We start from the raw sequence: 13,489 nt of genomic DNA on the forward strand, positions 1-13,489 counted from the left end.
TCGCAGGCGGTCCGCGGCGTCCGCCGGGCTTGAGGGGGCGAATGCTCCAGGCGGCCTGCCGGGCTCGGCGGGTCAGGGCAGCCGGCCGGGCCTGAGAGACGCGAGGCCCCTGCACGCGGCGGCGGCCCGCGGCCGACGTAGGCGAGGGGGCGCGACGCCCACCCCGTCCAGCGTGCCGGCCCCGCTGTCGCGGGCGGCGTCGGCGGTTCCGGTGGTTCGTCGGACCTGAGAGAATCGGACGGTGAACGACGTTGTACCGCCGTCGGAGACTCTCCGTGCCGCGCTTTCCGGGTTGCTCGACGGGCTGCCGCCCCGGCAGGCCGCGGGCGCCGTGGAGCGGCTGATCGCCAACTACCGGGGGAGCACCCCGACCGACGCGCCGATCCTGCGCGACCGCGCCGACGTGGTCGCGTACGCCGCGTACCGGATGCCGGCCACCTTCGAGGCGGTGCGCTCGGCGCTGGCCGCGTTCGCCGAGGCCGCCCCGGAGTGGACGCCCGCCGGCCACACCGACGTCGGCGGCGGCACCGGCGCCGCCGCCTGGGCCACCGCCGCCACCTGGGACGGCATCCGCCCGGTGACCGTGCTCGACTGGGCCGAGCCCGCGCTCGCCCTCGGCCGGGAGATCGCCGAGGCCGACCCGGCCCTGCGGGACGCCCGCTGGCAGCGCGCCCGGATCGGCGCGGCGCTCACCCTCGACCACACCGACCTCGTCACCGTCTCCTACGTCCTGGGCGAGCTGACCGCGCCCGACCGCGCGGCCGTCGTGGACGCCGCCGCGGCCGCCGCCCGCGCCGTCGTGGTCGTCGAACCCGGCACACCCGACGGGTACGCCCGCGTCATCGAGGCCCGGGACCGCCTGACAGCGGCCGGCTTCCACATCGCCGCGCCCTGCCCGCACAGCGCCGCCTGCCCGATCGTGCCCGGCACCGACTGGTGCCACTTCTCGGCCCGGGTCAGCCGGTCCTCCCTGCATCGGCAGGTCAAGGGCGGCTCCCTCGCCTACGAGGACGAGAAGTTCAGCTACGTCGCCGCCACCCGCTTCCCGGTCACCCCCGCCCCCGCACGCGTCGTCCGCCGCCCCCAGATCCGCAAGGGCCAGGTCCTGCTCAACCTGTGCACGCCGGACGAGGGCCTGAGCCGCGAGACGGTCACCAAACGCCACGGCGATCTGTACAAGGCGGCCCGCGACACGGACTGGGGCGACCCCTGGCCGCCCCCCGACCCGACGCGCTAGGCGACCGGACCCGGCCCGCTGGGAGCGGCGAGACGCACCGTCTCCCCGCCCTGCTACCGTCGGCGCATGCCCGACAAGCCCGCCCCCGACGCCAGCCGCCGCAGCGAGAAGTCCCGCCGCGCGATCTACGCCGCCGCCCTCGCGCTCGTCGCCGAGACCGGGTATCCGAAGACCACGATCGAGGCGATCGCCGCGCGGGCCGGGGTGGGCAAGCAGACGATCTACCGCTGGTGGCCCTCGAAGGCGGACGTCCTCATGGAGGCGTTCTTCGACCTCGGCGAACAGGCGGCGGCCCGGCAGGAGGACGCGCGGGCAGACCGGCAGCCCGACGGGATCCCCGACACCGGCGACCTCGCCGCCGACCTCAAGACCGTCCTGCGCGCCACCGTCGACGCACTCTTCGACCCGGCGTTCGAGGCGCCCGCCCGGGCCCTGGCCGCCGAGGGCCTGGTGAACGACCAGGTCGGCCGGCAGTACGTGGCCAAGCTGCTCCAGCCGCAGCTCGAGCTGTACGTCCACAGGCTCCGCTCGGCCCAGGACACCGGCGCCGTACGCCCCGACATCGATCCGCGCATCGCCCTGGAACTCTTCGTCTCCCCGCTGGCCCAGCGCTGGCTCCAGCGCACCGCGCCCGTCTCCTACGAGTACACCGACACCCTCGTCGACTACGCGCTGCACGGGCTCGCGCCCCGCTGAGCACCGCCCCGGCCACCCCGGTTGCGGGCTCCGGCCCCCCGAGGCGCAGGATGGTGGGACCATGGGACATGCTGTCCACACCAGCGAGGTCAGGGGATAAATGAGCGCGGAGTTCGGCGGTCGTACCGGCCGGGAGGGCAAACTCACCAGGTGGCTGCGCGGACGTCGCCCCAAGGAGACCGCCGGAGACGGCGGCCGTGAGGACCTGCTGCTCGCCGCCGCCACCGCGGGACTGCCCCTCGCGCCCGCCGCGCACCCGGGCACCGGATACGGCTGCTCCTGCGACCGCGTCGGCTGTCCCACCCCTGCCCGGCACCCGGTGTCGTTCGCCTGGCAGACGCAGTCGACCACCGACCGCGCCCAGATCGAGCGCTGGGCCCGGCACCAGCCGCAGGCCAACTTCATCACTGCGACCGGAATGGTGCACGACGTCCTCGACGTGCCCGTGGAGGCCGGCGACGAGGCCCTGGAGCGGCTGCTCGCCGAGGGCGTCGAGGTCGGTCCGGTCGCGGAGAGCGACGACGGCCGCATGCTGTTCTTCACCCTCACCCGCGGCACGCCCGAGGACGAGGACGAGTGGTGGCCCTGCGAGCTGGACTGCCACCCGGAGACCATGGACGAGCATCCGGGCCTGCGCTGGCACTGCCGCGGCTCCTACGTCCTGGTCCCGCCGGCCCGCCTGCCCGGCGACGACGACCAGCAGGTGCGCTGGCTGCGCGGCCCCGAGTACGCCCTCCCGGACCCCCTGAGCCTGCTGGAACCCCTCACCGACGCCTGCGCCCGCCACGCCGCCGGGGCATCGGACCCCCACTCCTCGACCTGGCCCCTGCACCGCTGAACCCCGGGGGAACCCGGCTCCTACCCGCCCTGGGCCGAGGTCAGGCCCTGGACGCGGGCCAGTATCGACACCTGCTGTCCGGCCGCGCCCTTCGGTGGGTCGAGGGCCACTTCGTTGGAGAAGAACTCCATCGTCAGGGACTGCCTGACCTCGCCCGTGGTGAGGGCCTGGACGTCCTTGTTGGGGGTGGGCACGGAGGCGCCCTCGGCGGCGGTCTGCTTCTCGTAGTGGCGGGTGGTGAAGAACACCAGCGCCCCGCCGTCCGCGGTGCGCAGCGCCAGCGGGGCGAAGGCGCCGTCCGTTCTGGGCTGGTCGATGTACTGCCGCGCCAGCCCCGGACGGCTCGCGGCCCTGTCGCGCAGCTCGCGCCAGCCGGTGGTGTGCGGGCCGTCGGCGAAGGTGTCCCCGCCGTTGCTCAGGTACGTCGCGTAGCCCTGGCTCAAGTCACCGGGCACGACAGCCAGTTCGCCACTGCTCTCGGGCAGGGCCTCGGCCAGGCCGTCCTCGTCCTTCCGGAACTCCGGTATGTCCCCGGGGGCCACCAGCGTCAGATACGCCACCCGCCACTCCTCGGTGACGCCGTAGCGCAGGAACACCATCAGCCAGCGCTGGTTCCCGCCCTTGTTGCCCTTGGCGTCGGCGAGGAACCAGCGCGGCCAGCCCGCCTTCTGGGGGATCGTGAACCTGGCGTCCGTCAGCGTCAGCGGTGTGTGCGCGGGGTTGCCCTCCGGGTGGTTGGCACGCCCGGCCTTCAGCCGTGCCCCGTCGATGGCGCCGAGCGCGCCCACCACGAAGCCCGCGTCCAGGGTGCGGTCGTAGGCCTTGTCGGCCGCGTTGTACGCCTCGGTGAACCGATTCAGCGCCTTCGCGGCCTCCGCGGGGGTGGTGGCCGGAAGCACCTCGCGCTCACCGTGCACCACCACGCACCCGCTCGCCGTCAGCGTCAGCGCGGCCGCCGTGACCGTCGCCGTCGCCCAGCGCTCAAGCCTGCGAAGCCTGCGAGGGCCGCGAACCCTGCTCATCAGCCACCGTCACCTTCCTCTTCCCGGAGGCGAACCCTACCGGGGCGAAGAAGAAGGTGAGCGTCGGGACCAAGTACAGCAGCCACACCGTGACCTGAAGCACCGTCGGGTCGGGCTGGAAGTTGAACACGCCCTTCAGCAGCGTGCCGTACCAGCTGTCCGGCGGGATGGCGCCGCTGATGTCGAAGGCCAGGTTGCCAAGCCCCGGGACCCAGCCGGCCTCCTGGAGGTCGTGCAGGCCGTATGCCAGCACACCCGCCGCGACGACGACCAGCATGGCGCCGGTCCAGGTGAAGAACTTGGCGAGGTTGATCCGCAGCGCGCCCCGGTAGAACAGCCAGCCGAGCAGGACGGCCGTGGCCAGGCCGAGGGCGACGCCGATGAGCGGGCGCGGGGTGCCGTCGGAGGCCGCGTGCACCGACGCCCACACGAACAGCGCCGTCTCCAGGCCCTCCCGGCCCACGGCCAGGAACGCGGTGGCGACCAGCGCGCCTGTCCCCATCGCCAGCGCCTGGTCCAGCTTGCCGTGCAGCTCGGACTTCAAGTGCCGGGCGGTGCGCCGCATCCAGAAGACCATCCAGGTCACCAGGGCGACGGCGAGGACCGACAGGCCGCCGCCGAGCGCCTCCTTCGCCTGGAACGTCAGCTCCTGGGAGCCGAATTCGAGGACGCAGCCGAAGCCCATGGCGATGGCGACCGCGATGCCGATACCGGTCCAGATCGGCTTCAGGGCGTCCCTGCGGCCGGTCTTGACCAGATAGGCGATGAGGATGCACACGACGAGGCTGGCTTCCAGCCCCTCGCGCAGGCCGATCAGATAGTTGGAGAACACGGGTCACGCCTCCTCGGACAGCAGGGTGCGGCCCCACCAGTCGTGCGTGTCACGCACGCCGGGCGGGATCGCGAAGACCGCCGAACCCACGTGCTGGATGTACTGGTTGAGCGCGTCCGACGCCGCCAGCCTGCGCTGGAGCGGGATGAACCCGTGGCGCGGGTCGCGCTGGTAGGCCAGGAAGAACAGTCCGGCGTCCAGGCGGCCGAGGCCGTCGGTGCCGTCGGTGAAGGAGTAGCCGCGGCGCAGGATCGTGATGCCGTCGTTGGAGTCGGGGTGCGCGAGCCGTACGTGCGCGGTGGGCTTCATCGCCTTCAGGAACGGCTCGTCGTGCTCCTTGGGCTTGCCGACCGGCGCGCCCTCGCCCTTGTCCCGGCCGAAGATTTCCTCCTGCTCCTGGAGCGGAGCCCGGTCCCAGGTCTCGATGTTCATCCGGATGCGCCGGGCGACGAGGTACGAACCCCCGTGCATCCAGGCGTCGTTCGCGCCGCCGTCCTGGTCGCCGACCCAGACGTGCTCCGTCAGCCGGCCGGTCTCGGTGCCCGCGATGTTGCGGGTGCCGTCCTTGAACCCGAAGAGGTTGCGCGGGGTGTGGGCGTCCGGGGTGGTGGAGGAGGTCTTGCCGAAGCCGAGCTGGGACCAGCGGACGGCGACCTTGCCGAAGCCGATGCGGGCCAGGTTGCGGATCGCGTGCACGGCGACCTGCGGGTCGTCCGCGCAGGCCTGGATGCACAGGTCGCCGCCGGTGCGGGAGCGGTCCAGGTTGTCGCCGGGGAACTTGGGCAGGTCCACCAGGGCGGCCGGCCGCTTGTCCCGCAGCCCGAACCTGTCGAACAGCGACGGCCCGAAGCCGATGGTCAGCGTCAGCCGCGAGGGGTTGAGGCCCAGCGCCTCGCCGGTGTCGTCGGGCGGCGCCTCGGGGAGTCCGCCGTACGCGCCCTCGCCGACCTCCTTGCCGGCGGTCATCCGGCGTGCGGCGGCCGTCCAGTCCTTCAGCAGCCGTACGAACTCGGCGCGGTCGTCGGTCTTCACGTCGAACGCGGCGAAGTGCAGCCGGTCCTGCACGGCCGTGGCGATGCCGGCCTGGTGGGCGCCGTGGAACTCCACCGCGCCGCCCGCTTCCGCGCCGACCGGGTCCAGGTCGGAGCCGGCCTTGGTCATCGCCACCGCGCCGCCGGCCGCGACGGCGCCGAGCGCGATCCCCGCCCCGCCCCAGCCGATCACGGCGCGGCGGGACGGAGTGCTGCCCTGGGTATCGGTCATCTCCAGCCTCTGCTTCACTACTTCACGACGGCCGCGGCGAGCTTGGACAGCGGCTCGGCGAGCGCGTTCACCGCGTCCGAGAGCTCCTTGCGGTCGTCCTTGCCGACCTTGTCGTAGGAGACGAACTCGTACGACGTCTTGTCCTTGCGGTACTTGTCGAGAAGCGTCTCGAGCGCGGCGAACTGCTTGTCGAGCTCCTTGGCCAGCGCCGGGTCGTTCTTCGAGGCGACCGGCCTGAGGAGTTCGTACGCCTTCTGCGCGCCCTCGACGTTGCCCTTGAAGTCGACCAGGTCGGTGTGGGCGTAGCGGTCCTCCTCGCCGGTGACCTTGCCCTGGGCGACCTCGTCGAGGAGTTCCTTGGCGCCGTTGGCCATGGAGGTCGGGGTGATCTCGGCGGTGCCCACCCGCTGCTGCCAGTCCTTGAGGTCGGTGAGGAGCTGGTCGGCGAGCGTCTTCTCCTCGGCGCCGATCTTTCCGTCCTTCCACAGCGACTTCTCCAGGCGGTGCCAGCCGGTCCACTTCTGGCCGTCCTCCAGGCCGTCCTCGCGGACGTCGACCTTGGGGTCGATGTCGCCGAAGGACTCCGCGACCGGCTCCGTGCGCTCCCAGCCGAGGCGGGAGATCGCGTACGCCTTCTTGGCGGCCGGCACGTCGCCGGCCTTGATCGCCTTCACGAAGGCCTCGACGCGGGGCAGGGTCTCGTCGGCCTGGTCCTGGGCGTACTGGCGGTAGTCGGCGACGGCCGTGTCCAGCTTCGGGTCGCGCTTGGCGACCGCGCCGCCGGTCGCCTTGACCTCCTGGCGGATGCCCTTGCCCTTCATGCCCGGCTTGCAGGCGATGAGGTAGTCGCCGGCCTTCACCTCTGCGGTGATCTTCTGCTTGATGCCGGGGCCGATGTTCTCGCGCTCGGCGACGATCCGGTCGTCCGGGAAGAGGAGGTAGACCTCGGTGACCTTCGAGCCCTTGTTCTCGATGGCGAGCTCGACGTGCCCGGCCGGGAACTCCTTCTTCGAGACCTCGCAGGAGTCGTCCTTCGCGGTCACGTCGACCACCCGGTCGGTGTCCTGGGCACCGCTCTTCTGCGTACAGGCCGTCACGGCGGTCAGCGCGACCGCTGCCGCGGCGGTGATGACGGAGAAGCGGACGGCTCGCACGAGGGCTCCCGGAAGTGGCTGGAAGGTGACCTGACACCCCACAACCCTTGGTGAGGCTTGCCTAACTTAACCGAGGCTTACCTGGTTCCTACCCGTGCGGACCGTGATTCCTGTCTCATGATCCGCGTACGGGAACGAACTGATCGCGAATGCGCCAAGAACGGGCAAAGGGGAGGTCAAGGCAGAGTCAAGGGGTCCTTCTGGGGGTCACCAGGACCGCACCCGTACGCGGATGCGGCAGCACCTCGACCTGCTGGTCGTAGACCCGTGAGAGCAGCGCCTCGGAGAAGACCTCGGCGGGCGGGCCGTCGGCCACGACACGACCGGCGCACAGGATCGCGACCCGGTGCGCGTACGCGGCGGCCAGTCCCAGGTCGTGCAGCACCACGACGACCGCGTCCCCGGCGTGCGCCCTTTCCCGGCACAGCCGCAGCACCATCTCCTGGTGCTTCAGGTCGAGCGCGGCGGTCGGCTCGTCGAGCAGCAGCAGCGGTGCCCGCTGGGCCAGCACCCGGGCGAGCGCGACCCGGGCCCGCTCACCGCCGCTGAGCGCCGGGAACGGGCGCGCGGCGAACGCGGTCACCTCGGTGGCGGCCATCGCCTCGGCCACGATCCGCTCGTCCTCGTCCGGGGACGCCGAGGACGCGTGCGGGGCACGGCCCATCCGTACGACCTCCTCGACGGCGAAGGGGAAGGAGAGCGCCGCCGACTGCGGCAGCACGGCGCGGCGCAGCGCGAGTTCGGGCGCGGACCACTCGTGGGCCGGGCGGCCGTGCACGCGTACCACGCCCCCCGTGGGCGGGAGATCGGCGGCGAGCGCGGCCAACAGGGTCGACTTTCCGGCGCCGTTGGGGCCGACCAGGGCCAGCACCTCCCCGGCGCGGACCGCGACGTCGACGCCGTCGAGCACCTCGCGGGCGCCGCGGCGCACTCGCAGCGCCTCCGTCTCGGCGAGCACGTCGCCCGGACCGGCCGGGGCGGGGGGAACCGGTCGGATCCTCGGCAGTCTCATGCCCAGCCTCCTTGCCTGCGGCGGGTACGGCGCAGCAGCCAGAAGAAGAACGGGCTGCCGACCAGTGCGGTGAGCACGCCGAGCGGAAGCTCGGCGGGTGCGGCGACGGTGCGGGCGGCCAGATCCGCGCCGAGCAGGACGAGCGCGCCGAGCAGGGCGCTGCCCGGCACCAGGAAGCGGTGCCCGGGCCCGGCCGCCATCCGCAGCAGATGCGGTACGACCAGACCGACGAAGCCGATGATTCCGGCGACGCTGACGGCCGCCGCGGTCAGCAGGGCGATGACCAGCACCAGCACGACGCGCAACCGCTCCACGTCCACGCCCAGGTGCCGGGCCGGACCCTCGCCGAGCGAGAGCAGGTCCAGGCGGCGCGCGTACAGCGGCGCGACGCCCAGTCCGAGCACCGCGCACGGCAGGACGGCCATGACCTTCGGCCAGGTGGCCTGGGAGAGCGAGCCGAGCTGCCAGAAGGCGATCTGGTTGACCGCGGCGGAGTCGGCGAAGAACAGGAACAGGCCGATCAGCGCGCCCGCGAAGGCGTTCACCGCGATCCCGGTGAGGATCAGCGTCACCACCTCCGTCCGGCCGCCCGAGCGCGCCATCGCGTACACCAGCAGGACCGTGCCGAGGCCCGCCGCGAAGGCGGCCACCGAAACCGTCCAGGTGCCGAGGAAGTCGAGCCCGAGGGCGATCGCGGCGACCGCGCCGACCGCCGCGCCCGAGGAGACCCCGATGACGCCCGGCTCGGCCAGCGGATTGCCGAACACGCCCTGCATCAGCGCGCCCGCGCAGCCCAGTGAGGCGCCCACGAGCAGGGCCAGCACGATGCGCGGGAAGCGCACGTTCCACAGCACCGACTCCGCGACCCGGTCGAGACCGCCGCCGCCGAGGCCGATCCGGTGCAGCACGGAGGAGAGCACCTCGCCGGTCGGGATCGGGTACGCGCCGGTCCCGGCGGCGACCGGCACCAGCACGAGCAGGCCGAGCACCAGACCACCCGTCAGGAACCAGGCCGTGCCGCGCCGCTTCCGCCCGGCGGGGGCGGGCGGCGCCTGGAGAGGGCGTACGGGTTTGTCGTCCAGTGCCGTCACCGGGCACCGCCCGCGTAGAGCTGGTCGACGATCGAGCGCAACACCTGGTCCGTGCGCGGGCCGTAGTTGAGCAGCACGCCGTCCTCGACGGACACGACCCGGCGCTCCATGCCCGCCGGTGTCTGGGCGATACCGGGGATCTTCACCAGCCCGTCGAGGCCGCCGACGGATTCGAGGCCCTTGCTCATCACCAGGATCGCGTCCGGAGCCGCCTTCGCCAGCGCCTCGGTGGTGATGGCGGTGAAGTCCTTCGTCAGCCCCGAGTCGGCGCCCGCGTCGATCCCGCCGCCCGCCTCGATGAGCGAGGCCGCGCCGGACCCGGCGCCGCCGATCAGATAGACCGAGGCCGAGCCGCGCAGGTACAGGAAGGCGACGCGGGGATGGTCGGCGTGCGCCGGGATCGCCTCGCGCACGGCGTCGATCCGGTCCTGGGAGCGCCTGGTCAGCTCCTGGCCCGCGGCCGGTACGCCGAGCGCGCCGGCGACCGCCTGGATGCGCGCCCCCACGTCGGCGAGGCCGGCGGCCGGCTTCACCACGAGCACGGGGACGCCCGCGGCGCGGATCTGGTCCATGGCCTCCACCGGCCCGCTGGTGGTCTCGGCCAGCACCAGGTCCGGGGCGAGGGACAGGACGCTCTCGGCGGACACGTCGTGATTGCGGGTCACCACCGGCAGCTCGGCCGCCTGCTGGAAGGTGGCGGTGATGTCACGGGCGACGACCCGGTCGCCGAGCCCCAGCGTGAACACGATCTCGCTGAGACTTCCGGACAACGGGACGATCCGGCGCGCCTTCTTGACGGTCACCTCCTTGCCGTCGGCGGAACGGACCGTGGCGGGCAGCCGGGGCGAGGGTGTGCCGGCCAGGGGTTCGACCCGGTTGTCGACGGCGGCGGCAGCCGTCGTCGCGGCGGATCCCCGGTCCGTGCCGGAGGGTCTTGAGCCGGAACAACCGGTAGCGGTCAGGGTGAGGGCGAGCACGGACACCAGTGCTCCCGCCAGTGTTGTGCGCAAGCGTCGCACGGTTCCGTCCGTTCCTTTCGGGGGGTACTGCCAGCATCTGACCGGCACATCTTAGGTTAGCCTTACCTTCGTTTGCTACCGGTTGTGGATCGGGAGGTTCCCCATGCCCGCGCGCCTTCGCGCTCTGGTCACCGCGTCGTTCACGGCTCTCGCCGTGCTCGCCGCGGCCCTGTCGGCGGTCCTGCTGCCGGCCACCGCCGCCCACGCCGAGAGCCGTACCGTCCAGGGCGGCCGGCTGGACTGGGGCATCAAGTCCTCCTTCCAGAGCTATGTCACCGGGCCGATAGCCAAGGGGAGTTACTTCCTGACCGGCGGTGCCGCGACGGTCGGCGGCAGCACCTTCCGCTTCCACTCGGCGACCGGCTCCTACGACGGCGCCACGGGCGCGTTCCGTGCCTCGTTCTCCGGCGGTGTCCGCTTCGTCGGCCATCAGGCGGCAAGCGGCGGCTACCAGCTCGACCTCACCCTCAGCCGGCCCACCGTGAGCGTCAACGGCTCCGTCGGCACGCTCTACGTGGACGTCGTCAGCAAGGCGAAGGACACCGGGAGCGTCACGACCGCCGCTCAGGTGCCCTTCGCCACCCTCTCCCTCGGCGGGGTCGACATGAGGGGCGGCGGTGACGCCGTCGTCCTCAACAACCTGCCCGCCACGCTCACCCCCCAGGGCGCGCGGTCCTTCGCCGGCTACTACACGGCCGGAACCCCGCTGGACCCGGTGAGCCTCGCGGCGGACGTACGCCCGGCCGCGAAGGCGGCGGCCCCCTCGCTCACGCCCACCCCGTCCAAGTCCGCGCAGAAGAAGGCGGCTTCGCACCGGGCGCTCGTGAACGGCGCCGTCGACTGGGGCGTGCGCCGCACCTTCCGCGAGTACGTCACCGGCGACATCGCCCGCGGCAAGTGGACCCTGACCGGCGGGGCCCAGGACGGCGGCGCCCTCTTCCGCTTCCCCTCCGGCCGGGGCACGTACGACAAGGGCGCACTCGACGCCACCTTCAAGGGCGCCGTCCGCTTCACCGGCGCGCACGGCCTGGACCTGGAACTCAGCGCCGTCCGCGTCACCGTCGCCAAGGGCACGGGCACGCTCTACGCCGACGTGACGAGCGACCGCCTGACCGGCAGGAAGGTCCCGCTGGTCACCTTCGCGGCCAAGGACCTGACCGCCCGCGACGGCCTGGCGAAGGTGACCGAGGCACCGGCCGAGCTGACCGCCCGCGGCGCCGAGGCGTTCGGCGGGATGTACCCGGCGGGCACCGCGATGGACCCGGTGTCCCTGGCCGTCGCCCTCACCGAGGGCGCCGAACTGCCCGCGCTGCCCGACCTGGGCAGCGCGGTCACCGACACCGCCGCGCCCGCCCCCACGACGGCCGCCCCCGACCCCGACCCGTCGGTCGAACCGGTCGCGGCCACCGGCGACGACGGCACCCCGGTCCTGCCGGTCGCACTCGGCGCGGGAGGCGCGCTGGTGCTGGCACTCGGCGGCGCGGCGCTCCTCCGCCGCAGGAACCGCACGGCCGCCGCCGCGTCGGCCACGGGTTCCGGCACCGACGAGGAGCGGTCCGGCGGATCGTGACCCTTCGCGGCCGTCCGGCCCGCTGAGCCAGAGACCCTCACTCCCCACCCCCCCCACGTCCGATTCCCTTTCCCTCTCCCTTTTCCTTCCTTCCGCCGCCCCACCGGTGGACCCCGTCACGAGGAGAACCGCCATGCCCGCCACCGCCACCCGCGCCCGCAGACGGCCGGTGATGTTCGCCGCCGCCGTGGCCACGGCCACCGTGATGGGAGCCGCCGCCCTGGCCACGGCTCCCGGTGCCGCCGCGGCCTCCGTGCCCCTGACCGGCTACGAACTGAGCTGGGGCATCAAGGAGTCGTACCGGAACTACGTCACCGGCCCCTACACCAAGGGCACCTTCACCGCCTCCGACGGCGCCTCGCAGGCCGACGGCAACGGCGTCTTCACCTTCACCGACGGCCAGGGCACCTACGACAGCACCAACCACACGCTGCACCTGGCCTTCAAGGGCACCCTCGTCTCCGAGTCGCCGGTGCACGGGTTCAAGCGGGTGATGAGCGACTTCCAGTACGACAGCGCCACGGGCATCCTCACCGCCGACCTCACCGCCGACGACGGCCCGACCCAGCAGGACGTGCCGTTCGCCGAGGTCGCGGCCCCGACCGGCTCGGACATGAGCGGCCTGGCCACCACCCTCACCACCGAGGCCGGCACCTTCCTCGGCGGCTCCAACTACGCGGGCGCGGCAGGCGATCCGCTGTCGGTGGTGAAGAAGCCGGGCACGACGTCGCCGAGCCCGTCGCCCAGCGAGCCGGAGACCACCTCGCCGGAGCCGACGTCCCCGCCCGCCTCGTCGGCCTCGCCGAGCGAGTCGGAGACCGGCAACCCGTCGACGTCCCCGAAGCCCAGTGACTCGGCCTCCCAGAGCGCCGAGCCCACGGCGTCCACCTCCCCGTCCGCCTCCACCGCGCCCGCCCCCTCCAAGGGCGACATCGCCGACGGCAGGCTGACCTGGGGCGTGAAGGACTCCTTCCGCGGCTATGTCGTGGGCCCGGTGGCCAAGGGCCGGATCACGGCGTCGGGCGGTGCCTCCCAGGCGTCCGGCAACGGTGCCTTCACCTTCGCGGACGCCACCGGCGTCTACGACACCGAGGCCGGCACCCTGTCCGCCGCGTTCAAGGGCTCGGTCAACTTCAAGGGCCACCAGGGCGAGGGCGAGGGCGGCGGCTACGGCCTCGACCTCACCCTCGACAACGTCAGGGCCGGCCTCGACGGCGGATCCGGCAGGCTGACCGCCGATGTCACCAGCCTCGGCGAGAAGTCGCCGAACGTGGTCCTGGCCGACCTGAAGGCCGGCTCCACCGAGCTCAGCGCCAAGAACGACGTCATCACCGTGAACGACGTGACGGCGACGCTGACCGAGGCCGGCGCCAAGGCGTTCGGCGGCTTCTACGACAAGGGCACCGCGCTCGACCCGGTGATCCTGTCCGTCGCCCTCACCAAGGACGCCGAACTTCCCTCCGGCAACGGCACGTCGGGCGGCGGCTCGGGCACGGGCGGCACGGGCACCTCCGGCGGAACGGGCGGTACGGGCGGCACCGGTACGGGTGGTACCGGTTCGACGACCGGCGGCATCGGCTCCACCACCGGCGGCATCGGCGGCAGCATGGCCGCCACCGGCTCCGACGTCCCGGTGGGCGCCCTGGGCGCGGCCGCCGCGGCGACCGTGGCGGCGGGCGCGGGCGTGCTCTACGCCCTGCGCAGGCGCCGCGACACGCAGGCCTGATCCGCGTCGGCGGCGGTGCCGTCCGGTTC

General features: G+C 73.1%; 12 protein-coding genes. 5 read left to right on the forward strand and 7 right to left on the reverse strand.

All coding sequences use genetic code 11. The features are described 5' to 3' along the window. Positions 1–241: 241 nt before the first annotated feature. From CG719_RS04180 to CG719_RS04190, 3 genes are all read left to right on the forward strand, one after another. Positions 242–1,237, forward strand: a complete 996-nt coding sequence (locus CG719_RS04180; protein ID WP_100567074.1) for a small ribosomal subunit Rsm22 family protein — start codon at positions 242–244, stop codon at positions 1,235–1,237. 66 nt (positions 1,238–1,303) lie between these two features. Beyond that, positions 1,304–1,933, forward strand: a complete 630-nt coding sequence (locus CG719_RS04185) for a TetR/AcrR family transcriptional regulator (protein WP_100567075.1) — start codon at positions 1,304–1,306, stop codon at positions 1,931–1,933. Positions 1,934–2,033: 100 nt separating this feature from the next. Continuing rightward, complete coding sequence (locus CG719_RS04190; protein ID WP_100567076.1) at positions 2,034–2,771, forward strand: bifunctional DNA primase/polymerase; 738 nt, start codon at positions 2,034–2,036, stop codon at positions 2,769–2,771. 20 nt (positions 2,772–2,791) lie between these two features. On the opposite strand, the gene CG719_RS04195 is transcribed toward CG719_RS04190, so the two are convergent. From CG719_RS04195 to CG719_RS04225, 7 genes are all read right to left on the reverse strand, one after another. Next, positions 2,792–3,793 carry a hypothetical protein gene (locus CG719_RS04195; RefSeq protein ID WP_100567077.1) on the reverse strand — a complete coding sequence of 334 codons (1,002 nt, stop codon included), beginning with the start codon at positions 3,791–3,793 and terminating at the stop codon, positions 2,792–2,794. Continuing rightward, positions 3,753–4,625, reverse strand: a complete 873-nt coding sequence (gene efeU, locus CG719_RS04200; protein WP_100567078.1) for an iron uptake transporter permease EfeU — start codon at positions 4,623–4,625, stop codon at positions 3,753–3,755. Before efeU ends, CG719_RS04195 begins: the two co-directional genes overlap by 41 nt. 3 nt (positions 4,626–4,628) lie before the next feature. After that, positions 4,629–5,888, reverse strand: coding sequence for an iron uptake transporter deferrochelatase/peroxidase subunit (gene efeB / locus CG719_RS04205; protein WP_100567206.1), 1,260 nt, complete (start codon positions 5,886–5,888; stop codon positions 4,629–4,631). Positions 5,889–5,905: 17 nt separating this feature from the next. Beyond that, a complete protein-coding gene (gene efeO / locus CG719_RS04210) occupies positions 5,906–7,042 on the reverse strand; it encodes an iron uptake system protein EfeO (RefSeq protein WP_100567079.1) in 1,137 nt (378 codons plus the stop codon). Positions 7,043–7,229: 187 nt separating this feature from the next. After that, positions 7,230–8,054, reverse strand: a complete 825-nt coding sequence (locus CG719_RS04215; protein ID WP_100567080.1) for a heme ABC transporter ATP-binding protein — start codon at positions 8,052–8,054, stop codon at positions 7,230–7,232. Then, entirely contained in the window at positions 8,051–9,145 is a 1,095-nt protein-coding gene (locus CG719_RS04220) for a FecCD family ABC transporter permease (RefSeq protein ID WP_442802708.1), read from the reverse strand. Before CG719_RS04220 ends, CG719_RS04215 begins: the two co-directional genes overlap by 4 nt. Next, positions 9,142–10,155: a heme/hemin ABC transporter substrate-binding protein gene (locus tag CG719_RS04225; RefSeq protein ID WP_199836499.1), complete on the reverse strand. Its 1,014-nt coding sequence runs from the start codon at positions 10,153–10,155 to the stop codon at positions 9,142–9,144. Before CG719_RS04225 ends, CG719_RS04220 begins: the two co-directional genes overlap by 4 nt. Positions 10,156–10,267: 112 nt before the next feature. On the opposite strand from CG719_RS04225, the gene CG719_RS04230 reads away from it, so the two are divergent. Further along, positions 10,268–11,734 carry an HtaA domain-containing protein gene (locus CG719_RS04230; RefSeq protein ID WP_100567082.1) on the forward strand — a complete coding sequence of 489 codons (1,467 nt, stop codon included), beginning with the start codon at positions 10,268–10,270 and terminating at the stop codon, positions 11,732–11,734. A gap of 133 nt (positions 11,735–11,867) precedes the next feature. Next, positions 11,868–13,460, forward strand: coding sequence for an HtaA domain-containing protein (locus CG719_RS04235; RefSeq protein ID WP_100567083.1), 1,593 nt, complete (start codon positions 11,868–11,870; stop codon positions 13,458–13,460). Positions 13,461–13,489: the final 29 nt, after the last annotated feature.

It is taken from the genome of Streptomyces sp. CB01373, from assembly GCF_002803075.1.
Taxonomy (GTDB): domain Bacteria; phylum Actinomycetota; class Actinomycetes; order Streptomycetales; family Streptomycetaceae; genus Streptomyces.